Annotated in this window: 17 protein-coding genes; 5 read left to right on the top strand and 12 right to left on the bottom strand. The window is 71.2% G+C overall.

The features are described from left to right. Positions 1 to 112: 112 nt before the first annotated feature. From IE096_RS29465 to IE096_RS29455, 3 genes are all read left to right on the top strand, one after another. Entirely contained in the window at positions 113 to 523 is a 411-nt protein-coding gene (locus IE096_RS29465; RefSeq protein WP_189456897.1) for a hypothetical protein, read from the top strand. Between the two features lie 166 nt (positions 524 to 689). Then, the gene (locus IE096_RS29460) at positions 690 to 3,326 is read left to right on the top strand and encodes a DUF6185 family protein (protein ID WP_189456895.1); all 2,637 of its coding nucleotides are present in this window, start codon (positions 690 to 692) and stop codon (positions 3,324 to 3,326) included. A gap of 57 nt (positions 3,327 to 3,383) precedes the next feature. Then, on the top strand, positions 3,384 to 4,028 hold the full coding sequence (locus IE096_RS29455) for a hypothetical protein (RefSeq protein WP_189456893.1): 645 nt from the start codon (positions 3,384 to 3,386) through the stop codon (positions 4,026 to 4,028). Positions 4,029 to 4,100: 72 nt separating this feature from the next. Here IE096_RS29455 and IE096_RS29450 read toward each other — a convergent pair whose 3' ends face one another. From IE096_RS29450 to IE096_RS29440, 3 genes are read right to left on the bottom strand one after another with little or no spacing between them, the layout of a single operon-like run. Then, complete coding sequence (locus IE096_RS29450) at positions 4,101 to 5,141, bottom strand: vWA domain-containing protein (RefSeq protein ID WP_189456890.1); 1,041 nt, start codon at positions 5,139 to 5,141, stop codon at positions 4,101 to 4,103. 39 nt (positions 5,142 to 5,180) lie between these two features. Continuing rightward, complete coding sequence (locus tag IE096_RS29445; RefSeq protein ID WP_229820697.1) at positions 5,181 to 5,348, bottom strand: FAD-dependent oxidoreductase; 168 nt, start codon at positions 5,346 to 5,348, stop codon at positions 5,181 to 5,183. Further along, positions 5,345 to 5,773: a nuclear transport factor 2 family protein gene (locus tag IE096_RS29440; protein ID WP_189456883.1), complete on the bottom strand. Its 429-nt coding sequence runs from the start codon at positions 5,771 to 5,773 to the stop codon at positions 5,345 to 5,347. The genes IE096_RS29445 and IE096_RS29440 overlap by 4 nt, the downstream gene beginning before the upstream one ends. A gap of 147 nt (positions 5,774 to 5,920) precedes the next feature. Between IE096_RS29440 and IE096_RS29435 the strand changes: the two genes are divergently transcribed. Continuing rightward, on the top strand, positions 5,921 to 6,514 hold the full coding sequence (locus tag IE096_RS29435) for a PadR family transcriptional regulator (RefSeq protein ID WP_189456881.1): 594 nt from the start codon (positions 5,921 to 5,923) through the stop codon (positions 6,512 to 6,514). Positions 6,515 to 6,887: 373 nt separating this feature from the next. Further along, positions 6,888 to 7,268: a DUF6083 domain-containing protein gene (locus IE096_RS32220; RefSeq protein ID WP_373298222.1), complete on the top strand. Its 381-nt coding sequence runs from the start codon at positions 6,888 to 6,890 to the stop codon at positions 7,266 to 7,268. Between the two features lie 162 nt (positions 7,269 to 7,430). On the opposite strand, the gene IE096_RS29430 is transcribed toward IE096_RS32220, so the two are convergent. The 9 genes from IE096_RS29430 to IE096_RS29390 form a co-directional block, all read right to left on the bottom strand. After that, positions 7,431 to 8,612 carry a cytochrome P450 family protein gene (locus IE096_RS29430; protein ID WP_189456879.1) on the bottom strand — a complete coding sequence of 394 codons (1,182 nt, stop codon included), beginning with the start codon at positions 8,610 to 8,612 and terminating at the stop codon, positions 7,431 to 7,433. 397 nt (positions 8,613 to 9,009) lie between these two features. Further along, positions 9,010 to 9,450 (bottom strand): hypothetical protein, encoded by a 441-nt coding sequence (locus tag IE096_RS29425; RefSeq protein WP_189456877.1) that lies wholly within the window; start codon positions 9,448 to 9,450, stop codon positions 9,010 to 9,012. Between the two features lie 252 nt (positions 9,451 to 9,702). Then, positions 9,703 to 10,125: a hypothetical protein gene (locus IE096_RS29420; protein WP_189456875.1), complete on the bottom strand. Its 423-nt coding sequence runs from the start codon at positions 10,123 to 10,125 to the stop codon at positions 9,703 to 9,705. Positions 10,126 to 10,518: 393 nt separating this feature from the next. Continuing rightward, positions 10,519 to 13,404, bottom strand: coding sequence for a M91 family zinc metallopeptidase (locus tag IE096_RS29415; protein WP_189456873.1), 2,886 nt, complete (start codon positions 13,402 to 13,404; stop codon positions 10,519 to 10,521). Between the two features lie 130 nt (positions 13,405 to 13,534). Beyond that, positions 13,535 to 15,298: a hypothetical protein gene (locus IE096_RS29410; protein ID WP_189456871.1), complete on the bottom strand. Its 1,764-nt coding sequence runs from the start codon at positions 15,296 to 15,298 to the stop codon at positions 13,535 to 13,537. A 32-nt stretch (positions 15,299 to 15,330) separates the two neighbouring features. Beyond that, a complete protein-coding gene (locus IE096_RS29405) occupies positions 15,331 to 16,452 on the bottom strand; it encodes a hypothetical protein (RefSeq protein ID WP_189456869.1) in 1,122 nt (373 codons plus the stop codon). Next, on the bottom strand, positions 16,449 to 17,417 hold the full coding sequence (locus tag IE096_RS29400) for a hypothetical protein (protein WP_189456867.1): 969 nt from the start codon (positions 17,415 to 17,417) through the stop codon (positions 16,449 to 16,451). The genes IE096_RS29405 and IE096_RS29400 overlap by 4 nt, the downstream gene beginning before the upstream one ends. A 46-nt stretch (positions 17,418 to 17,463) precedes the next feature. Further along, entirely contained in the window at positions 17,464 to 20,907 is a 3,444-nt protein-coding gene (locus IE096_RS29395) for a hypothetical protein (protein WP_189456865.1), read from the bottom strand. Next, positions 20,904 to 23,105, bottom strand: a complete 2,202-nt coding sequence (locus IE096_RS29390; RefSeq protein WP_189456863.1) for a hypothetical protein — start codon at positions 23,103 to 23,105, stop codon at positions 20,904 to 20,906. The genes IE096_RS29395 and IE096_RS29390 overlap by 4 nt, the downstream gene beginning before the upstream one ends. Between the last annotated feature and the right edge of the window lie 4 nt (positions 23,106 to 23,109).

Below are 23,109 nucleotides of genomic sequence, written 5' to 3'. Positions count from 1 at the left end.
TCGTCGGACCAGCCCCGGGCACTCTCCGGATTGCAGGCATATATATGCATGATTACGCTAAATCCCGCGTATTACTGCCATCAAGAACACCGTGCCGCCAAGGAGGCCAATCATGGGTAAACAGGCCGAAGTCGCGAGTCGAGTGCTTCCCTCGTTCGAGGAGGCCGAAGGGCTGGGCCCGCAGGATGGCGCCTTCGTGCGCGACCTCGTGGCGGTGCTGGACAAGCATGGCAATCTCGACCGGTTCGGCCTGTGCCTGCTGCACGACCACTTCCGCCTCGCTCCTGACGAAGTGCTGGTCGAGACCCACGACCTCGACGCGCGCACCCTGCAGGTCAGAGTGGAGAAGGCCGCCACGACCACGCACACCAGGCCTTCCCAGTGGCGCTTCGCGAAGGCGTCGGGCAAGGCGAAGGCATCCCGGAGCACCGGTGGCGCCGACGTCGAGAGCCACGTCTGCCAGGTGGTGCTGCAGTGCAGCCCGATCAGTGGATGCCCGGGGAAGAAGAGCACGCAGCGGTGAGGTCGCCCACCGCTCCTGCCGGCCGCCCGGGCCGGTGCCCGGACGGCCGTCGGCGGCGATGACCGCCGTGGCCCGCCGGGCGGGGCGGTGTACGGCACTGCTGCTGGCCTGCCTGGTGTGGTCAGGCGCCCCTCCCGCCCGAGCGGAAGCCGGCGCGGAGGCCCGCGTGGACGCCCGTACGGAGGTCCGCGCGGAAGCCCGAGCCGAGGCCCGTACGGAGGTCCGCTCCGAAGCCCGCGCGGAAGCTCGCCCCGAGGCCCGTGCGGCCCCCCACAGCGAGGTCCACACCGAGGCCCCCACGACCCCCCATGGGGAAGCCCCCGCCGCCCCCGGCCCCGCCACCGCTGAGTGCCACGCCGACCAGCTCGCCACCGCCCGCACAGAGGCCACGCTGCGGATCGACAACCGCTCCCAGTCCGTGGCCGCGGCCATCGCGACGATGACCATCCGGGCCCCCATCTCCTGGACGCACGCCAACGACCTGCTGCTGAGCGAGAATTCCGCCGCCCACCAGCAAGCGATGCGCTGCCTGCTGCGGGACCCGAGGGACGTCATGCGTCCTGACGAGTTCCGCCCGCACAGCCCACAGGTGGTCACCGAGGCGTCCTGGGTCAAGGTGCGCTACGACACCCTCTTCCAGTTCAACAAGGGCGGGCAGTCCCGGATCGGGCCATGGGCGATCGGTGTGCGGCCCGAGCTGTGGACCCTCTCGCTCGTGCCGCCCCCGGCGCTGGCGGGCGCGCACTGGGACGACGTACGGATCGAGCTGGGCGGTCTGGCCACCTCACAGGTGACGCCCCGGCCGGCGCAGGCGGACAGCGCGAACTTGCTGTGGCGCAACCTGGGGCCACCCGGGCCACAGGGTTCCACGGTGACGGTCCAACTGGTCCCCCCATGGCAGCGCGCCTGGGTGGCGACGAGCTCGAGCAGCGAGCCGTGGCTGGTGGCCAACGCGGCCGGGATGACCACCTGGTGGCTGGGCGCCGCGGGCATCATCGTCTTCGCGGCCCTCCAGGCCCGCCGCTGGCCCGCCGGCTCGGAGACCACCGCCCTCCAGGACGGCAGCAGCGCTGCCCTGTTGCGCTGGGGCCTGCTCAAGGCCGTGCTCGGCGTGCTGGTCCTCCTCCTGTACAAGATGGTCCTCGACAGCGCCAGGGCGCTGAAGATCGCGCCGGCCTGGCTGGGGTACGAATTCCGCTGGCCCGCCCTCGTCGGCTTCCTCGCCGCCTGGACCCTCGTCGTCACCGCCCGCCCCAGGAATACCGTACTGGCGGCCGCCACCGTGCTGACCCTGGTCGGAGGGCTGGTGGCCGCCGCGCCGCCCCTGTTCGGCCTGCCCCCGCAACTCGTCGCCCTCAAGGGACCGCCCGCCGCGACGGACGTCCCCGCCCTCCTGGTGATGGCCGCGGCCATGCTCTGGCTGTGGCTCGCCGGACTGGCGCTGTGGGCCCGCCTGCTGGCCCACCACGGCGGTCTGCTCCGACCCCACGCCTCCCCCTGGCGGCTACGCAGCACAGGAACCTGCCTCACTGCCATCACCCTGCTGTTCCTGGGCTGGGCGGTGTGGGCGAGTGAACGCCACTGGAAGCGGGTCAGCTGGCTCAGCGACCAGGGCGCCCCGGACTACCGGGCGCGCTACCGCACCTTCCTCAGCAAGGACCTGGTGTCCTACACCGCCGAGCTCCCCGCCTGGTTCTACTCCCACACCTGGGCGCTGACCGGCATCGCCATCGTGGCCCTGCTCAGGGCCCGGGACCTCGCGCCACGCATGCCGTACGCGAGCCCCACCAAACTGGACCGGCTCCTGCTGGCCGTCTTCTTCGCCGTCGTGGTGGCCTGGCGTCAGGGCTCCTACGCCGGCAGCCAGCTGCTCGCCAGCCTCTGGCTGGTGCTGGACCTCGCCGCGCTGTACGGGCTGCTGGCGGTCGGGCAGCGACGAGCCGTCCTCACCCAGCACTTCGAGGGCTGCTCCCGCGCCCCGGCACTGGGCGAATCGATCAGCGAGACCGGTCTCAACGACCTCATCGCGCGTGCCCGCCGCTACCGGGAACTGATCGGTCTCCTGCGCGGCATGGACCCGGCCCAGCACCCGGACGCCCCCGGTGGCAGACACGCGGTGGAGAAGGAAATGAGCCGCCTGCACCACTGGCGGCCCCAGGGCGGGACCCGAGGCTCCCCTCGCTTGTGGCTGCCCGGCGAGGTCACGGTCGTGGACGTCGCCCTGAGCTGGGGGCCGTACGCCAGGTGGTGGGACAACGCCCGGCGGGCCGCCCTCCTGGCAGCCGTCTTCGGCCTGCCCGGCAGCGTCGTCCTCGTCTGGGCCTCCTATGCGCCGGAGCAGGTGTGGATGCGCCAGAAGCAGTACTTCTTCGGCGCCCCCGAGATGGTGTGGGCCTTCGTCTCCTGGGAACTGACCTGGGCGGGCGCGGGCCTGGTACTGGGAGCCCTCTGGCGGCTGCTCCCCGGCCGCCGCGGCCCGGCCCGCGCCCTGGGCCTGGTGATCGCCTACGCCCTGCTGATCGGCCTGGGCAGCCTGGGCAACCTCATCACCAACCAGGGCGTCGGCAACGTGGCCTTCGGTGTCTGCCTCATGCTCCTGGTACTCACCCTCACCGGCCTCGCCATGGACCTGGACACCTTCCGTTCGGAACGCCGCCTGTGGCCCAGCCGCATCCAACTGCTGCTGTCGATCTATCAGATGAGGAGTTTCTCCGCGCAGATCGCCTACGTACTGGTTCAGCTGGTCGCGGTGCTGACCATCCTGAGGTTCTTCGTCGGCCCCGAGTCGAGATCCCTGAAGTAACCCCTCGGTCCGGATCCGGTTGATCTTCTCATCGATCACCGTCCGTAAGATGTGTCCATGTCACGCACGCGTATCACCGTCACCACCCTCACAGCGTTCCTCAGCCTGGCCGCGCTCACCGGCTGCTCCTCGGACTCCGGCGACGAGCCGGGCAAACCCCTCACCAAGCAGTTCGAGCAGGGTGAGATAACCCAGGCTCTCCCCGGCCCCGGCGAGGTGCTCCCCGGCTGGGAGCCCTACAAGGGCAAGCACGTGACGTCGGAGGGGCAGTACTGCACGGAGTCGAAGAAGGACGCTTCACCCAAGGGCTGGGTGCGGGGCGGCAGCGCGTCATTCATGTACAACGGCTCCACCGACAACATGATGGACGTGGACATCTGCCTGTTCGACGCCTCCGAGAACGCCAAGAGCGCCTACACCGATTGGAAGGGCACGGAGCAGAGCAAGGAACAGGCTCCCAAGAAGACGGTGGGGGAGGAGACGGTGTTCGTCGTGAACCCGGGCCTGAGCGAGAACTCGGTCAACGGTTTCACCCGCTCCGGCACCGTCAACATCCGGGTGAAGATCCAGGGCACCGGTGGCGACACCACCGGCGTCCAGGACATGCTGACCGCCACGCTCAAGCGCCTGCAGCAGGTCCAGGACGGCAAGCGCGCCACAGCCACGGCGGGGGACGAGGCGGCCAAGGCCGCGAAGAAGTAGGCCTGTAGCGGGCACACCGGTGGCCAAGACGGCGCGGTTGCCGTCGAGCAGCGGCCAGGGTTCCCCGAGGCGTCAGAGCATCAGCAGCAGCCGCGTGTTGGATACGAGCTTGCGGTTCACGCTGGTGCTCTGCACGAAGATGGTGAAGTCGTCGTTGTGGTCGGGCTTGACGCGGACTTCCATGTCGGGCAGGCCGAGCAGGGCCCGGGCCTCGGGCCCCGTGTACACCCGGTCCGTCGTCTTCTCCAGCACCGCGATCTGCTTCCGCGCCTGGATCTTCTCCGACTTGCTCAGCTGGTAGAACGCACCACCGGTACGGTAGGTGTGCCCGGATTCGATGACCCACTCCCGAATCGCCGCGTCACGGGCCACCGGAATCAGCTGGTACCCCGACGGATCCACGGGGGTGAGGCCGGCCGCCTCGATGGTGTCCTTGTTGACCGCCTCCGCGCCCGTGGAGAACACCGCCCGCGATCCCCGGATGCCCCGGGTACGACCCACCATGAATTTCTCGGTGGCCTGCTGGATGACCTGCCCGGCCTCCTCCAGGCCCTGCGTGCTCGTGGCGTCCCAGATGGCGATGTTGTCCTTCGGGAAACCGCACCGCATGGCCTCGCGCCTGCCCATCTGGTCCGGCACCAGGACGGCCAGCGTCCAGTTGTCCTCCTGCGTCTCGATCATCTTGGCCACGGCCTCGGCCAGCTCACGCGGATCCCTGGCAGGGGCGTCCGGGCAGTGATGACTCGCGTTCTCCTGCCCGTCGGTGAGCACGAACGTCAGGAAGCTGTGGTCGCCGTACAACTGCGCCGTCTGCGCCAGCTCCCGCTGTGACTTCAGCGCGGCGGCCAGCAGAGCCGTCATTCCACCGACCCGGTACAGCTCCTTGAGCGACGGCATCCGCAGCACGTCCTTGTCGTAGATGACGCACTCCACCTTGTCGGCGAAGACGTACACCGTGACGCGGGTTTCCTGGTCCAGCTCCCTCGACCGGCGGGCAAGGTAGGCGATCTGCTGGTCGGCGACTTCGACGACCTTGCGGCTCAGGTGCGACATCGACGAACTGGCATCCAGCACAAGAGCAACGTGATTGATGTAGTTCTGGTTTCCGGCCATGACGGCTCCCCCTCGTTCCGACTCGATGGTCCTACCGTCTCACCCACCACTGACAATCGGCCCCGGCTCCCAAGCCGGACGAAGGTCCACGCCCGGCACGTTGTGCCGTTCGACGAGCAGGGTGCGGACCCCGGCGCGCTGGAGGGTGGCGGCGGCGGTGAGGCCGGCGTTACCGGCCCCGATGACGACGGCGTCGACGTCGCTCACGACCGGGCCTCCTCTCCGGACCCGGTGGCCCCCGCGGCCTGCCCGGCCTCGTGGGCGATCCGGTCGAACTGGGCGCCCATGGCCTCGGCGAGCGCCTTGGCGGCGGACAGCGGGCGGACCATGACGGTGAAGTCGTCGATCTTCCCCTCCTCGTCGAAGTGGAGGAAGTCGCAGCCTTGGATCCGCTTGCCGTCGACGGTCGCGGTGAAGACGAGGGCGTGGTCGCGGCCGTCGGGGTTCGCGATCTCCCGCACGTAGACGAAGTCCTCGAAGACCCGCATCACTCCGCGCAGGATCGCCGCGGTGATCGCTTTGCCCGCGTACGGCTTGAAGACGACAGGGCTGGTGAAGAGGACGTTCTCGGCGAGGAGGGCTTCGATGGCGGCCTCGTCGCGGTTCTCGACGGCCTTGCGGAACGGGTGCACAGCTTCACCTCTAGTCAATTTATTGAGTAGGTGCGTCGGAGACTATGGCGGCGCGCCGCGCCGGTTGTCCACCCCTGCGGGCGAGACGGCGAACAACGGCCGAATACTCACATCGATGAATAGTCAACGATGCGATACGTTGCTCTCATGGCATTGCGCAACGCGGTGATGGCCGCCCTCCTCGAAGGCGAGGCGTCCGGCTACGACCTGGCCAAGGGCTTCGACGCCTCCGTCGCGAACTTCTGGATGGCCGCCCCTCAGCAGCTCTACCGGGAGCTCGAACGCATGGAGAGCGAGGGGCTCATCTCCGCCCGGGTCGTCGAGCAGGAGCGCCGGCCGAACAAGCGGCTCTTCTCGCTCACCGAGGCCGGAATGGAGGCTGTGCGCGCCTATGTCGCCGAACCGCCGGGCAAGCCGACGACGATCCGCGACGAGCTCCTGGTCAAGGTGCAGTGCGCGGACGTGGGCGACATCGAGGCCGTACGGGCGGCGATCACCGAGCGCATGGAGTGGGCCGCGGCCAAGCTCGCCCGCTACGAACGACTCAAGGAACGTCTCCTGAAGGGGCGCACGGAGGACGAGCACTGCGCGCGGGCCGAGCGTGTCGGGCCGTACCTGACGCTGCTGCGCGGCATGGCCTTCGAGAAGGAGAACATCCAGTGGGGCGAGACCGCGCTCCGCATCCTCGAACGGCGCGCGCAAGCGACGCGCGATGGGGAGCGCGCCGCATCACGGACGTGATGCTCCGGAACCCACCCTTCCCGCGCCGACTCGCCGAAACAGAGGCCCTGCCATGCCCGGCACGCAGTTGCCTGCGCGGTCGCTCCTCGGGCGACGGCCGCACCGCCAAGCGCCCACACCTCACGCCCCCACGTGCCGGGCCCGCCCAGGAGGCGTGACCAAGCGCCTCCCGTACTCCTGGGGCAGTTCGCTGCCGTCGCCTGCGGCCGGGAGCCCTCGCACAAGACCGCGATACCAGCCGCCAACTCTGCACGCGACTGAGCAGCTCATCGACTCCCAAGCCGTCCACGGGCCCACCCGAAACCTCGCCACCGACGCAAACGGCTGACCGGGCCACTCACCAAGGGCGCCACAGCCCGGCAATCTGCAGGGAATGGGGCCAAACGACAATCCATCCGACGGGTACGTCGACGAACTCCAGGCATTCGAGGAGGGCATCACGGCCTGCCCGCCGGCCACACCCGACTGCACCGACTGCGGCCACACGCAAGACCTCCGCCAAACCACAGACGGACGTTGGCTCCTCCTCGACCCCGATCCTTGGCCAACCGACGTCGTCCCTGCCGGTCGCCGATGGTTCTCCACGCCGGACGGTCTCGTCCTCAACGGTCAAGGGATCGACCCGCCAAGCAACGAATGCCGGCTCGCCCATCAGCTCGTGTGCAGCCGACAGGAGCCCTCCGGCCACTGGTCGGACATCCGCGTCGTGCTCTGGGCGCGTAACCGAGCCCGCGACGGACTGCCCTACGAATGACGTGCCCGAAACCGGGCGTCCGAAAATGCCCGGTCTCTCCTCGGCTCAGCTCCAAGCAGGCCACGTCTCCACCACCGCCGACGCACACGCACACCGGAAGGGTGGACAAGCCGGGCTCGGACGGCGAGCGGTAGGCGGCGTTCGGCCGCTTACGAGCATCCCCTAGCGCGTGAGCACCGGCAGGGATTCCAGTCCCCGCATGAGTCGCGTTCGCCGCCACCGAAGTTCTTCGGGTGCCACCGCGAGGCGGAGTCCTGGGAACCGGGCCAGGAGTCCACCGAGGGCGATCTCCGCCTCGGCCAGGGCGAGAGACGCGCCCAGGCAACGGTGGATTCCATGGCCGAAGGCCAGATGGCCCCTGGCGTCACGGTCGGCGTCAGGGCGATCGGGAGCCGGGTATTGAGCGGGGTCCCGGTTGGCCGCTCCCGGCGAGATGAGCACGGGCACGCCGGCGGGGATCTCGGTCCCGCCGAGAGTGATCGCTCGGGTGCTGTAGCGGAAGGCTGCGATGCCGACCGGCGAGTCGTAGCGCAACAGCTCGTCCAGCAGGGTGCTGAGTTCGCCGGGTTCAGTTCGTACGCGATCGAGGAGTCCCGGGTGCTGGAGGAGCGCCAGGATGGAGTTGCCGATGAAGTTCGTGGTGGTCTCGTGGCCGGCGACGAGCAGGAGGATGGCAAGGGATACGAGCTCGTCCTCGCTGAGCTTTTCGCCTTCGTCCCGGACGGCGATCAGGTGGTCCAGGAGGCTGTCGTCCGGGGACCGGCGCTTGGCCTCGATGAGGTCGGTCATGTAGCCGGCGATGGCGTGGGAGGCTTCATCGATCCGCTGGGGCTGTCCGGCTGCGAAGAGGTCGTTCGACCAGACGCGCACCTGGGCTCGGTCGGCCTCGGGGACGCCGAGCAGCTGGCAGATCACCGTGACCGGCAGTGGCACGGCGAGACCGGCGACAAGGTCGGCTTCCCCGTCTTCCGGGAGGCCGTCGAGGAGGTGGTCGGCTGTGTGCCGGATGTACGGGCGCAAGCGGGTGACGGCGCCGGTGGTGAAGGCTTTGGTCACCAGGCGGCGCAGCCGGGTGTGCTCGGGCGGGTCGGTGGCGAGCATGGTGTGGGCGACCGCGGGGTGGAGGTTGCGGCCGGAGGGACGGTCGGCGAAGAACCGGGCGGTGTCCTTGGACAGTCCCGGCTCGGTGAAAGCCGCCTTCGCTTCGGCGTAGCCGGTCACGAGGTAGCTGGCCCTGCCTCCGGACCCGGTGGTCACCTGTTTGACAGGGGCTGCCGAGCGCAGTTCGTCGTAGAAAGGGTAGGGGTGCTGGAAGAACTCCGGGCACGACAGCGGGTTGCTCATGGTGGTAACTGCTTCCTTCTCCGGGCCGTCTCGGTTGCGGTCGGGCGCACGACGCCGCTGTTGGTATATGCCTGGGCGACGAGCGGCACCCGATCGGTCTCGGCTCCAAGGTTGCCCTCTCGCTATCGGTCCCGGGGTGAGCCGGGCGATATCGTCGTGCGATCTCAGACTTCGGCGCTTGGCCCTGACGGCGTCTTGGAGGACGGCCGCTTCCATGGTGGCTTGCGCACGCGATGGACAGGCCGGCGTGGCAGCGGTTGGCAGCCGTTCGCCAAGACCGCAAGGGTGGGCAGCGCATGTACCTGGCAATCAGGCCCGGCGACCCAAGCGTGCCGATTCCTTGTCCGGGACGATCGCAAGTGCTCGCAACGTGGGGGGGCGCTGCGCCTGCGGGAATCTAGCCGCAGTCGCCGCCGCCCCAGACACCGGCAGGTCGGTGGGCCATCAGGAGGACCAGCAGCTCGAACGGGATGGCCGCGATGTTGAGCCACACGCTCACGTACGCGAGCAGGCCCGGTTTCGTCGCCCACAAGCCTGTCGCACAGCGTCGGCGAATGGTGAACGCTGCCAGGACGCATGCCGCAACGGCTGTCACGCCGAGGGCAAGACCGGCCCACGCCGCGACATACTCGGTCAGCGCAACGGGCGCCCGGACGGCTTTGCAGGGTACGGACTGGTCCATGCGATGCCCCTCCACCATCAGCGCGTACCCGGCGACGAGCACTCCCAGGACAGTGGTGACCGGCACCAACAGGGCCTGGCGCGTCACACTGGGAGGAACGGGACGTGGCGAGGTGTCCGCATCACGCGCGGCGTCGAAGGAAGGGACAGTCGGCATCCGGTCAGCCTAGGCCTTCGCCCTGGATCCAGAGTTTGCAGCCCTGCCGCCGGTACTGGCAGCAGCCAATGGCCTGGTTCACGGGAGGTATGGCGGCGGTGCGCATCATGCCTTGGCGGCATGAGGTTTCGGACCAAGGCGTCCTTTTGTCGATCTGCTGCTTCCCGTGACGGGCCGGACGCATGTGGCGCGCCTTGACGGCCGTGAGACGTGTGACACGGACGCCGTCTTCCAACACTACTGGCGTCACCGCTACATCTGCGGGCGTTCCCCTGCCTTGGGCTTGGGTCGTGGCATACCGGGCCAGGTCGCCCAGCGCAGCCCCTCGGCGGCTTCCTTCGGCAGCAGCCCGGCGCCGATGCGTGCGGCTCGGCCCGCTTGTTCACCGGCGATGCGGTATCCGAGTTCGGAGGAGTCCACTGGATGGCAAGTGCCGTCCGTGATCAAAACGCTGGCGGCGATTCCGTCCAGGCCTTCCAGCAGACCCTCGCGAAGCGCCGGCAAGAACTCAGGGGGCAGCTTGCTGGAAGGCAGGGTGGTGAGGAGCTCCAGCTTCTCCGCGCCCGCACCGGGTGGTTCGAAGTCCGCGACAATGTGTGCGTAGGGCCCGCAGGCACCCACATTCTTTTTCACGCGGACGCACACACCGGAGATAGGGAAGGGAAGGCTGGTCATGGCACCAACCGTAGGCGGGCCCCAGAGGGCCGGCCAGCAGATTTCCGGGCCGGCACGTCCGCTGTCGTCTGGAGCGCCGGCCCAGACTGCCGGTCAGTAGCCCGGCTCGAGCGCCGCCCGTGGCGGACGCGGTCGATGCCTCTGCACCGAGGACCAACACGGATAGCAGACGCACAACGCGATGGTCTTCGCGCGGGCCTTTCGGCGCTTGAGCATGATTGCTGCCTCCAGACTTCGAGCGTCGTAGCCCCGATTGAGGGCGCGAGACAGTTGACCGCTATGGACGGCGCACGTCCGGCCTCTCAGCGGAAGCGGAATGCTTCGGTTCCGAGCCGCCGCAAGTCGACCACCACTTGGACCGGGTCGCCCGCTGGCCGGACGCCGCCGCAACGCTCAGTGTGGGAGCCGACGATACGCGTCGACGTAGTTGCGCAGCAGGGCCTGGTGGGTGCCGTTGATGATTGCGCCGAGCAAGGGCTGGGCCCGGAGAGGGGCACCGAGGTTCTGATCCTTGATGCTCTTCAAGAGCTCCACCCCTCTGTCCTTGGTGAGGTACTGCTTGAACGACTCCGTCTCCATTCCGGCGAGTTCTGCCAGCTTGGTGTCGTCCGGAACGTCGAAGACGAGTTTCGACAGGCCCAGCGCCACAGCAGCCTCCACTTGGTAGAAGTCGAGAACACGCTTGCGCCACTCCTCACGGCGGGCATGGCTCTGCGTGTAGGACTGGCGGAGCGCGACGACGCGGTCGCGGACGGGGCCTGTTCCGGGCGTGTTCAGGATGGCCTTGACGAGCCTTTCGCCGTCGGTGACGACGGAGCAGTCGGGGGCGAACACCCTCACCTTGTTGTCCTTGTCCTCGCCGCGGGCCGTCCCGAGAGACTTCGCCAGGGCATCTCCTTCCTGGTCACCCGTGCCGAAGGTGACGCCGTCCTCCAGGCGGGTGAGGCCGTCCAGGAGCTTGATGAACGTGTTGGGCTCCGGGAAATAGACGGTCCTGGGGTCGGCCTTCGCCATCGCGACGCGGACGTCCCGGTCCATCGCGGTGGCGATGTCCACACGCGGATCGTCACCCTCGGGGAGGCGGTAGCCCCCGCTGAACAGGTCGGGCCAGTTTTCCTTCTCCAGCCGGGCCGCCGCCGCGTCGAACAACGGCCTGCCCTCCGGAGTCCTGAGCGAGATCACATCGGCGTCACCGGTGTGGAAGTAGACCCGCTCGCATCCCTCGCCGCCGACGGCGTACAGCGCCTTCACGAACGCCTGCGCCCGCTCGCTCCCGGCGATGGTCTGCCGTATGGCGCCGTAGGGGATGGTCTTCTGATCGCCGAGAGCCGCCTTGCCCTTGGGCGCGCACCAGAGGAAGGAAAGGACGGCGACCGGGAAATCGACTTTCTCCTGCCGCCAGGCCTTGGTGAAGTCGTCGATGATCCGCCGCTGCCGGGCGACGCGTTTCGCGCGTTCGGCATCGCTTTCACCGTACGGGTAGCCCTCGTTGAGCCCGATGACGAGCCCGCACCCCTGCCGGGTCGCGGTGGCCTCGTCGCGGTAGCGACGTGCCAGGGTGAGCAGCTTCCCGTGGTCGTCGACCTTGGCCGGGACCATGGCGACGAAGCCCACGCCGTCCTTGACGGGGCGGGGACTGCCGACCGCCTGTCCCGCGTACACGTCGGTGATCGGCTCCCAGGGCGTCCTGCCGGTGGCCGGTGTTCTGGGCCGCGCCCGGTTGACGATCACCCCGGCCTGCTTCCGCTGCTCCTCGGGCAGGCTGTCGGAGCTCGTCCACTGGGGCCGGGAGGTCTCGACCGGATTCCCCGGGCTGCGATGGCACGCGCGCTGCTCGACCAGGTAGCCCTGCTCCAGGCGGGCGGCGCCGATCTTGTCCCGGTGGTCCCACACCTGGAACGCGGCGGCCTGGTCGACGGTGCTCAGGAACGTTGCCAGCGCGTTCAAGGAGGAGACGTCGCGCCTGTACACGAAGCTGCTCGCGCCGGCGAAGAGGTGGTGGGGGATCCGTTTGCGGGGCACGGCCAAGTGGTGCACGTGCTCCTCCCTCGTCAGCGCGACGTACGCGATGCGGTGCCGGAACCCCAGGTCGCGGGCGATGGCGACCTCGGTGACCCCGCGCACGCGCGTGCGCTGCTGCCAGGTGGCGGCGGCGTCGCGCAGGGCGGCGAGGCCGTCGGCGTCCCGCCGGCCGGCGCGCACGACCGCGCGGGCGTGGTGGTCGAAGGCCACCCGCTCCGCTCGTACTTCGGCCGAGGAGGGCGAGATCCGCCGGCCCTTGTGCCGCTCCACCACGCCGTCGATCCACTCCAGGGCCACGTCGCTGCCGTGGGTGCGGATCTCCTCCCAGTTCATGCCGCGCAGCACGACCAGCCCCTGCTCCGTCTCCGCGACCGGGAGCGGGTTGAGGTAGCGCAGGGACAGCTCGCTGAGCGTCGCCTTGTAGAACGTCTCGCGCTCCTGGCACGTCTCGGGCCTGCCGGTGTCGCGTACGATCACCGCGCCCGGGTCCTTGAGGCTGACCGCGGAGCCGTTGCCGTACCTCTCGCGGAACAGCCGCTCGGTCTCGGCCAGCGCGGCCTGCACGACCCTGGCGCGTTCGTTGTCGTCGTGACCCGTGTCGTCCATGGTCCCGGCCAGGGCGTGTGCGGCGTGGATCAGCTCGTGCGCGAGGGTCACCTCGGGGGCCGTGGCGACGTCGTCGGAGAGCAGCAGCACCCGGGGGTGGAAGGACACGACGGAGTACACGCCCCGGCCGTTGTAGAGCGGTCCCTTGAGCCTGGAGTTCAGCGACCACTGGGCGGGCTTGCCGTCCGTGGCCTGAGTGATGATGACGTTGATCCCCGCGAGGTCCCGCTGCTTCGGCGTCCGGCCGCTCTTCCGGGAGCCGTTGTGGCGGCACAGGACCCGTGTGCTGATGCCCTCGTCCCAGTCCTCCGGCCCGCCGTAGGTGCCGTCCGGGTCGGGCAGCGGCCTGGCGTGGCCCAGGAACTCGACGAGGCGCCTGCCCGCCTCGGAGGACTCGATCCGCCGGAGCAGGAAGTCGATCTCCGCTGCGTAGTCCTCGGCGTCCAGCTCGAGGCCGGGCTCGGGGTTGGAGGTGTCGTCACGTATGTCGAGCACGTCCGGGTCGGGGCACACGGCGATGCCGGGCCGTATCACGGTGAGGGGGAGGGGCTTGCCACCGAGCCAGGCGATCTCGATGGGCGACTCCGCGGCCGCCCGGACCGGCTGCGGTGGTGTCAGACGGGCAGGGTCGAGCCCTGTGAGGCGACGCATGAAGGGGGTGTTTCCTTTCGGGGGCTTACTGAGCTTCGGGGCTTTCGGCGAGTCCGCGCGGGACTTCAATCCGTGAGGACTTCAGCCCGCGGCGGAACTTCAATCCGCAGGGACTTCAGCCCATGACGACTCAGTCCGTGACGACCAGCACGGCTCGCGCCTGCTGACGGGTGTCGGTGGTCAGGACCAGGGAGGCGGCGGCGCCGGCCGTCGTCGGCGCGGTGTACCGCAGCGAGATCTTCTCGACGGCGGGCAGCAGGTTCGGCAGCCCCGCCGTCGGCGAGCACGTCGCGGGCAGCAGCGGTGCGAGTGCCTCCCCGAGCGTGATGCCTTCCTGGGCGGCCCAGGTCGCGGTCCAGCTCGTCGCGTCGGGATCCTTGTCCGCCACGAGGTCCAGCTCCATCAGCGACGACTCCGGGCCGCCGAGGAGGAGGGAGCCGGTGGCCTCGACGTCGGACGGGCCGTCCCCGGTGCTGATCCGCGCCGTGAGATGGGCGCGGGCCCGCAGTCCTGCGGGCAGCGGGAACTCGGCGGATCCGGCCGCCGCGAACAGCCGGCCGGAGGGCGTGGGGACGACCTCGAAGCACAGCTCCCGCAACGTCAGCTCCGCCAGCGAGGCGGGCAGGCCGCTGCCCATGGCCTGCTCGGTCCAGGCGCTGATGTCGCGGAAGGCGATGCGGTCCGCCTCCACGGTGAGCCCCCAGCCTTGGGCGCTCCTGGCGGCCTTCACCCCGATCCGGGTCCCGCCCACGACGAGCGTGCCCGCCAGGGCGACCTCGAGCTCCCGGTCCCCGCCGCCGGACACCAGGACCGTCTGCTCCTCGATCCGTACGCCCGCGATCTCCAGGGGGCTCAGGAGCTCTCCCGCGACGACGAAGGCGCCTTCCCGGAGGTCGCACAGGAAGGAGAGCCGTCCCAGGCCGTTCTTGCCGAGGTCGGGGGCGGCGTGCTCAAAGAGACCGCTGCCGTCGGCGAGTTCGCCGTGCGCCGTCAAGGCGGGCAGGTCGACCGTGACGGCACTCTCCAGTCCGCCCACGGACAGGTGCGCGCTCAGCTCGACCGACAGCCCTCCCCAGCCGTTCTGCCGGGCGGCGGAGTCCAGGGCGATCCGCGCACGGACGTGACTGAGCGTCACGCCCGCCAGCAGCGGCCATTCGTCTGCCAGGCCGACGTCGAGTTCTCCGGTCACCCGCCCGTCCCCGGGGGTGTACGAGACGGTGACTTCGTGGAGCGCGGGAAGTGCCGAGGCGAGGAGCCCCTGCCACTCCGCGGGGAAGTGGTCGGTGACGGCGTCCGCGCCCGTGCAGCCCGGCAGGTCCGCGACGTACCGCAGGGACGGCAGGGTGAGCCCGTCGGGGAAGCGGGCGGACACCGTGAACGTGCCCTCGTGCTCGGAGGCGAGGAACAGCACCGGCTCGTCGAGCCCGGGCAGCTCCCACCGGGCACCCGCGACGACGGGCGTCCGCTCCCGCTCCGCCGTCTCGCCAGTAGGGTTCGCCGTCTTGCCCGTAGGGGGAGTGGCGTCGAGCACCACGACGGGCGACTGTGCCCCCAGGGCCTGAAGCGGGCTCAGGTCGTGCGCGGGAAAGGGCTCGGACAGCCGCCACTTCGGGGCGTCCACGACCAGGACGAACCCCACGACCGTCCTGCCCGAGGCGTCGGCCAGGAACTCCGCCACGGCCGGGCACGGCTCCGCCCCGAGGGCGGGCACGACGCAGCGCCCCCGGACCGTCATGCTCTCCGCTATGAATTCCGCATCCGAGAAATTCAGCTCGGGAGAGCCGAGGTAAGCGGAGAACGCGCCACGGACCGCGGGGTCGGTGAACTCCTCGGCCGTGAGCCGCAGGATCCCGTTCCGTGCCCTCTCGGCGATTTCCTCAACGGACAATGGCATTGCCGAATCCCGCCTTCTCTGTGCTTTCGACTTCACGCGGGGAACACATGGTTTCCCCACGCGATGGTGACCTTCGCGGCGCCGGTGTTGTTCACGTCGGCGGAGACGAGCGTGGCCTTGCGCGCGTCGAAGTAGCTGTCGCCGCCGGTACCGCCGTGGCCTCCCTGGCCTCCGGCGCCGCCGCCACCACCCCCTCCGGCACCGCCGCCGGAGAACCAGATCGCGCCACCACCCCAGCTCCCGCCGCCACCACCGCCTCCACCGAAACCGGACCGCCCCGCGTCTCCGTTGGCTCCCCGGGAACGCGTACTGCCGTTGGCACCGGCCCGGCCTCCCCGGCCCCCGGAACCGCCGTCGCCGCCCGAGCTGCCGGCACCGCCGGCGTTGATTCCGCTCCCCGACCCGGATCCCCCGGTACCGCCCCGCTGACCGCTTCCGTCACCTCCGTTACCGGCGTCGGAATCGCCGGTACCGCCTTTGCCGACGCCGGAGGTCGTTCCCCCGCCTCCTCCGTCGCCGCCGATGCCGGGGTTGTACGCACCCCACTGCCAGCCGTTGCCGCCGCCGGAGCCGGTCTTGCCGTCGTCTCCCTCCGACCCCGGGCCGCCCGGCCGGCCGTCGGCGACGGGAGCGCCGGCGACGGTGACGAGTCCGGCGTCTCCACCGGTGCCACCACCGCCCCCGTTCCCTCCGGCGCCGCCGGCACCGCCATGGGCGAAGCCGGCGTTCGTGCCCTTGGCTCCGTTGTCACCGGTCTTCCCGTCGCCACCCCGGCCGCCTGCCGCGCCCGCGTCGCCCCCGCTGCCCGCGCCCGCGATCAGCGTGTCGTGGTGGAAGACCTGCGCGGAGGCCGCCGTGGCCCCGTCACGGGCGACGCGGACGCGGATGACATCCCCCGGGGTGACGTGGAGCAGGGCCTGGATATCGGCGCCCTTGCCCCCGCTCACCCCGTCGGCGTCCCAGCCCCCGGCGCCCTGGAGACGCAGCGACAGGATGGTGACGCGGGCGGGGACGGTGAACGTCCGCGTCGCGTCCGTGCCGTCGTAGACGAAGTCCCGGCTGCCCGCCTCCGGGTTGTGGATTCTCAGGTGGCCGCCGGCCGTGATGTCTCCGGTGACCTTGAGGCGTCCGCCGATGGTGATGTTGCCGGTCATGCCAGCTTCCCCCGCAGCGGCGTGCCCTGGGGGTCCAGGAACCGCGCGTCCGTCGTGATGTCGCCGGTCGCCTCGACGGCGCCGGTGACGTTCATGTCCTTGCCGACGGTGAGGTCGCCCGTCACGGTCAGTCGCTCGAAGACGGGCTCCGCGACGGCGACGGCCGTCGAGAGGTGGTGCGTGATCGTGTCGCCGGATCGCTTCAGCGTCACCCGCACGTGGAAGTGGGTGTCGCGGGTGAGGCCGGTGACAGGGAACCGCCACTTGTCCTGGCCGTTGAGGGGCCCGGCGTGTCGGCCGTCGAAGTAGATGTCGCAGTCGGCGTCGGACGGTGCCGTCCAGGTGAGGACGGCCTTCTGGCCCGGCGCGAGCAGAGTGACCGGGGTGGAACCGGGGTTGCCGTTGGCATCGGCCTCGCGGAGGACGAGGTCGCCGACCACGTCGGCCGTGAGGGCCTCGGCCGGGGGGTACTTGGCGAGCGGGAGGATCACCTGATTGGTCTCCCAGGTCTGGCCGTTGTCGACGCTGACGGTTTCCCGGACGCGCAGCAGGGCGGTGCCCGCGAGACCGTTGGCCTTGAAGTCCTTCAGACGCAGGAGGAGTCCGTGCGTGGTGAGGGAGACGGACTCGCCGCTGGCGGGCCGGACGGTGAGCGGCGTGCCGCCGGCGGTGAAGGCCGCCATCTCGTCCTGGGGCAGGGTGAGGAGGACGCCGCTTTCGATCTCGTCGGTGGTCCACTGGTCGCCCGGTTCGACGGTGGGGAGGACGCGGTGACCAGCGGGTACGAGGTCCTGGGCGAGGTCGCCGGTGGGGATCTCGACGAGGATCTGCTTGCACAGGACGGCCTCGGTGCCCGAGTTGGACACGACGATGTCGATGTGGGCCGGACGGTCGGTGGCCAGGGGAGCCGGGACGGTGGCCAGGCCGTAGGTCAGGCGGCTGGTGCCGCCGGAGGTCGCGTTCATGGTGGAGTTTCCTTGGGTGCTTGCGGGAGTTACTCGGACGTGGCGGCTACTCGGGCGTGGCGACGTCGGCCGACGGGAGCGGGCTGCCGGAGGTGAGCAGACCGGAGCGGAGCACCGGCGCCCGGTCGTTCCAGCGCGGAGTGGTGCTCGCGGCCGAGGTGGCGAAGTGCGCCCAGGCGCCGTCGACGGCGCGCTCGGCCCAGGTCCACGTCTGGTCGTCGACGGTGCGCACCGGCAGCGCGACGGTGCCCTCCGCGAAAGCCGCCGCCGAGGTGAGCAGCGGCCCGGTGCGCAGGACGGTGCGCATGCGGTTCAGCGGTCCGTCGGTGAAACGGTGGGGGATCTCCAGTGCCGTGGTGGGCAGCAGGTTGGTGGTGGCGTGCACGGGGGCGTGGGGGTCGACGAGCAGGGTCAGGTGCTGGGCCGCTCCGGCCGTGACGCGCAGGTGGGTTCCGTCGCCGATGGCGGCGATGCGCGGATGAGCGTCGGCAGGTGCGACCACGGTGCGCAGCACGTCGGGGTCGGTGTCGGCGAAGTAGCCCACCAGGCCGTCGCCCATGCGCAGCCGCTCGCCCAGGCGCACCGGCCATGTGTAGCCGGTGAACTCCGGCCGCGGCGGCTCGTGGTCGAAGATGTGCTGCCAGCCGGGGTCGGTGGGCGGTGGTCCGTCCAGGTCCAGGTGGAGGCGGCAGCGGACGAGGGCCAGCGGACGCCCGGCCAGCGCGGCCGTGGCGGCGCCCGCGGTGGGCACGATGTCCACCAGGGAGGTCTCCAGGAGATCCATCGCGGCCGGCAGCGGGCTGCCGTCCGTTCCGGTGCCCTGGAACCAGGTGACGAGCGCGTGCAGGTGGGGAAATGCGGTGCGCAGCGCGTCGAGGTCGGCGGGAGCGGCACCGGGCAGCGGCGTCCACACCGCTTCCCGGGACGGCCGGCCGATGCGGTACGCCCAGCGCAGCAGGCCGAGGGCGGTGCCGTCGGGCGCGTAGGCCGTGAGCGAGCCGTCGACCAGGTTGGGGACGACCCATCCGGCGAGCGGATTCCCGTCGTTGAGGTGGGTGGCCTGGTGTGTGTCGCGGGCGGCGTCCATGAGGTCCAGCCCGAGACGCGCGGACTGCGGCAGGCGCGGCGGCAGCTGGACGACGTGCTCCGGGGTCGTCGCCAGGGCCGCGGGGACGTGCTGCGGGCGCAGCGCGTCGGCCACCACCGGGTGCCGCAGACCGCTCGCCCCGCCGGTGCCCGCCGGGGTGATGACGTCCAGGGCGCGCCCGAAGGAGTCCACCAGGGTCAGCCTGAGGAAGCGGAACTGGCCTGCGCGCAGTTGCTGGAAGCCGGAGTCCGGCCAGCCTTCGAAGGGCACGGGCAGGGGGCCCGGGTCGGGGCTGGTGCGGTAGGCGTCACCGATCAGCTCCGCCAGCTCCGGCGGCGCGCCCAGAGGCGGGACGCCCTGGCCGGGGTCCTGGCCGATGAGCATGTCGCGCAGCCCCGCCAGCGAGCTGGACAGCACGTCCCCACGAGCCACCCGCTCCGCCAATGCGTCGCAGTGCGGGGCGAGTCCGGGATCGTCGGGTGCGTACTGCCGGAGCTGGTCGGCCAGGCTTCTCGGCAGATGGTCGCTGAGCAACGTCCGGCCGGTGTAGGTGCGCGCGGCCTCGGGGCGGGGTTGCGGGCAGGAGAAGCGGTTGCCGTCGAACTCCCACTGGTCGTGGGGGAGGGGGTGGTACTCGATCTCCCAGAGCAGATGGAGAGGGTGCCACGGCTGCTCCCAGGGCTCGTTCCCGAAGGCCGGGGCGATGCCGGAGCGCGGAATCGCCACCGCGCCCGCGTCCGCCCGGCTGTTCGGGTCGAGCAGGAACGCCTCGCGCAGCAGGGCGCGGGTGGAGTCCGGCATGGCCGTGTGCTCGCCGGTGCCGAGGTCGAGCGTGTTGCACGCGAGATCGGCCCGGTCGGCGGCGAACTCGACTGAGTTGCCGGTGAGTTGTACGGCCGTCACGGTCTGGTCGCCGAACCGGCAGCGCAGCGTCGTGTCGTCCGAGACGGGCATGGAGCCGGCGCCCTGCAGGACGACGGCGGGGTCCAGGGCCCGGTGGAAGGGGGCCGGGGCCACGCGCTTGAGGTCCCAGCCGGTGGGCAGGCCGTGTCCCTGGGCATACTGGCGAACCGATTCCGCCAGTAGAGCGGGTGTCTCTCCGCCGGGGAGGGCGGCCCGGAGGCGGTCGACCGCCTGCCGGTCGGTGCGTACGCGCGCCGCGAGGCTGCCCTCGCGCGCCGGGTCGAGCTCCTGCGTCAGCTGCTGGTGGTGGTAGCCGCGCGGCAGTACGGGCAGGCCCTGGAGGCGCCACATGCCGTACAGCCTCCGGCGCAGCCCGGCCAGCTCGCGCTCCGCCCGGTCGTAGGCGTGCTGCGCGGCGTTCAGGGCGGCCTCGACGGACCGGGCCCGGCGCTCGTCCTCGGGGGAGACGGGCTTCTCCGCGGTGCTGGGCGGTACCGCGTGCCAGGCGTACGAGGCCGTGCCCTCGCCGAAGCCGGCGCCGAGCAGGATGTCGGCGAGGTGGTGGGCGTTGTCCGGCTCGTCAGCCCGGGCGAGGGTGTTGCTCTGGAGCTGGTCGAGCAGCGCGGGCGCGAGGGTGAGGGTCGGGTCGGTGGCTGCCTTGCCGGCGGTCAGGGCGGTGAGCGCGGAGCGGGCGCTGTCGGCGACGGCCACCGTCGGGTCGGGCCGCTGCTCGCCCGAGGGGTCGTACTGGGGCGACACACTGTGGACGCGGCCGGTGTAGACGGTACGGGTGCCCGGGGGCGGGGTGCCGTCCGCCTGCCAGCCCAGGGAGCCTTCGAGGGCCTCGCGCACCCGCGGGTCGGCGAGCGGGTCGTCGGAGCCCGCCGCGTGCCAGCCGATGACCTGGTAGCCCAGACGGTCGAACTGCCGGGGCAGCCGCGCCAGGGGGTCGTGGAAGGAGAAGACGTCCTGGCAGTGCGGCTGGAACGCGGCGAAGGTCAGGGTCCCCGGGCCGGTCGCGGTCAGGAAGGTGGGCCGGTCCGCCGCGGATTCCGTCCACCGCGCGGCCTCGGTGTGGCGGCCGATCCGGGTCGGGGTGACATGGCCCCGGCCGGGGCGCAGATAGGGAACGGTGCCCGTGCGCTTGTCCAGGAAGTCGCTCTCGACGACCCACGCGGCGGCGGTGTACTCACCCGCGGCCGTATGGGCGTGCCGGACGACCAGCCAGCGGTTCGGCGCGGGCGGCAGCGTGACCTCGCCACCCGGCGTGGTCGCCCGGCGCAGCGCCGCCGGAAGCTCCCAGTGCAGGTGCACGCCGTCGTTGCCCGCCTCCTGGGAGAACGCCGTGTCCGTGCTCGCGTAGGGCGACGGCTCCGGCGAGCGGTGGACGCCCAGCAGGTGGTAGTTGGGCAGCCAGCGGAGGAAGGAGTCCCTTGCGCGCACCTGGTCGTTGACGACCAGGGCCCGGAGCCTGACGGGGACCAGGAGGTCGGTGTTCATCGGGTGGTTCCTTCGAAGGTGAGGGTCAGCTGCTCGGGGGCGCGCACCAGTTGCACGGCGAACTCGGCGGGGGAGAGCGGGGAGCCGGGCTTGACGTCCTCGGCGAGACGGGCCGCGAGCCTGCCGACGTCCAGTACCCGCGCCCCGACGGGGGTGGTGACGGTCAGGGCCGGGTCGGCGCCCACGGGCACCGAGCGTCCCAGCGGCCGGCCGACCTCGCCGGGTGCCAGGCTGCGCAGGGCCACGTTCCCCTCGTGGTCGACGCCGAAGTGCAGCCCCTGGTGAGGTTCGCTGATCGTCAGGCGGTCGGGCACGCGGTCGAAGAGCATCAGCAGGACGTCGGCGCCCAGGGCCTCGCGACGGATCACCTCGACCGGCGTGGTCCCGGACGCGGCGCGGGCCTCGACGCGCAGCGTCGGCCAGCCCGGGACGAGGGCCGAGCGCAGCAGCAGGCCGGCGGCGGGCACGGGCCCCTGGCCGTCGAGCAGGTCGTCCAGTTCGGCATCGGTCGTGGCATCGGCGCCAGGGTGCCGGTCCAGGCTGCGCGCGCCGTCGAGCAGGGCGTCGAGCCAGCCGCGGTCGACGTGGAACAGGCGCAGGCTCTCGGGCGGGAGCATCCGCTGGTCCGGCACGAGGCAGTCGAACGGCACCCCACTGAGCGTGCGCAGCTTGGCCAGCCATGCCGCCGCCTCCCGTGCGTCCGGCGACGCCGACCGCGGGGCGGAGGAGCGCTTCGGTGCGTCGAGGCGGTACGCGGTGGGAGCGGCGCGTACGGTCCGGGGGCGGGGCTCGTCGTCCTCGGGGATACCGAGGGTCGAGGCCAGCGCGTCGAGGGCGTCGCCGCGCAGCAGCTCCTCGAACTGCTCGCGCGGCGTCGGGGCGACAGCGCGGGCGGCCGTGCGGGGGACCGGCCCCGCGGACGGCGCGCTGAGGAAGAGCTGCCGGCGGTACGTCGCGTACTGGCGGTCGGTCGCCCGGCGCAGTCGGCCCTGGTGGCGCAGGCGGACCAGGGTCGTGGCGAAGCCGGGGTCGGCCAGGGCCAGGGCGCGGCCCACGTTCCAGGCGCAGGCGTAGCCGGTGGCGAAGGTGCCGGTGTGCGGCTCGTGGAGCAGCAGACCGTCGGCGTCGGGGAAGTGGCCGTCCGCCGGCCGGGGAAGCCCGGGCGCGACGCGGGGCAGGAACGGGCCGCTGTACCACGCGAGGGCGCGTTCGCCGGACTCGGTGATGTGGGTCATCGGGACCATGCCCTGCTCCAGCAGGGTGCCCAGTTCCTCCGGTAGCCCGCTGTTCGCGGCAGGGGCAGGGCGCAGCGGGGCGGCGCTGTGCTCGCCGTTCCCCGGCACGAAGCGTCCGGCCAGCCGGCCGAAGCCGTCGCCGGATTCGGGGCACGAGGTGAACGTCCAGCTGTGCAGGGACACCAGGCGCACGGGCTTGCTGTCGGCCTGCGGCCCGGGCGGCGCGTGGCCCTCCAGCGAGACCAGGTGGGCCACGTACCGGCCCCGGCCCGCCCCGGGGAAACGAGCGGTGGTGATGACCGCGTGCGCGTCCTGGCCCGGCCGGCTGACCCCGCCTTCGACGGGCGCGGCGTCCTCGCCGCCCGTGCGGACGTGGGCGAGGAAGGCGAGGTCGGACGGCTGCGGGAGCAACTGTGCCAGCAGTTCCCCCGGTACGTCGACGACCTGACAGGAGGTGTCGAGCTGGGCTGCGCCGACGGCGTCCCGGTCCAGGGCGGGCCCGGACACCGCGGCGTCGCCGTCGAGGAGTGCGCGTACGGTCAGCGAGGTGGTGGTGCCCAGGGCGTTGGGGTCGCCGGGCAGCTCGCCCTCACCGAACAGCAGCAGCGCAGGCCAGGGGGCCCGGGCGGGGTTCTGGACGCCGCCGGTGAAGGGCTCGCGCTCCCATGGCAGGGCCGTCGGGTTGAGCGTGATGTGCGGGAGCAGGCCGTGGAAGGGGCCCTGGCTGTGCGCGGCCGGATACACGGCGTGCACCCACGAGGGGTCGAGACGGAACTGCGCGGCCCGTACGTCGACGATCTGTTCCACCGGGTCGAGCCGGGCACCCGGCAACTGCTCGGCGGGAAGCCGCTGGTCGACGGTGATCCGGTAGCGGCCGGCCTCGATGCCGGGCAGCAGGTGGTCGTAGAAGGCGACGGGGGTGTCGTCCGCCGGCGCGGACTGCTCGGTCGGGTGCGTGGTCATGAGG

The organism is Streptomyces abikoensis (assembly GCF_014648775.1).
Taxonomy (GTDB): Bacteria; Actinomycetota; Actinomycetes; order Streptomycetales; family Streptomycetaceae; genus Streptomyces; species Streptomyces abikoensis.
Note: the sequence above shows the minus strand (reverse complement) of the source record. Positions and strands in the feature narration are given on the sequence as shown.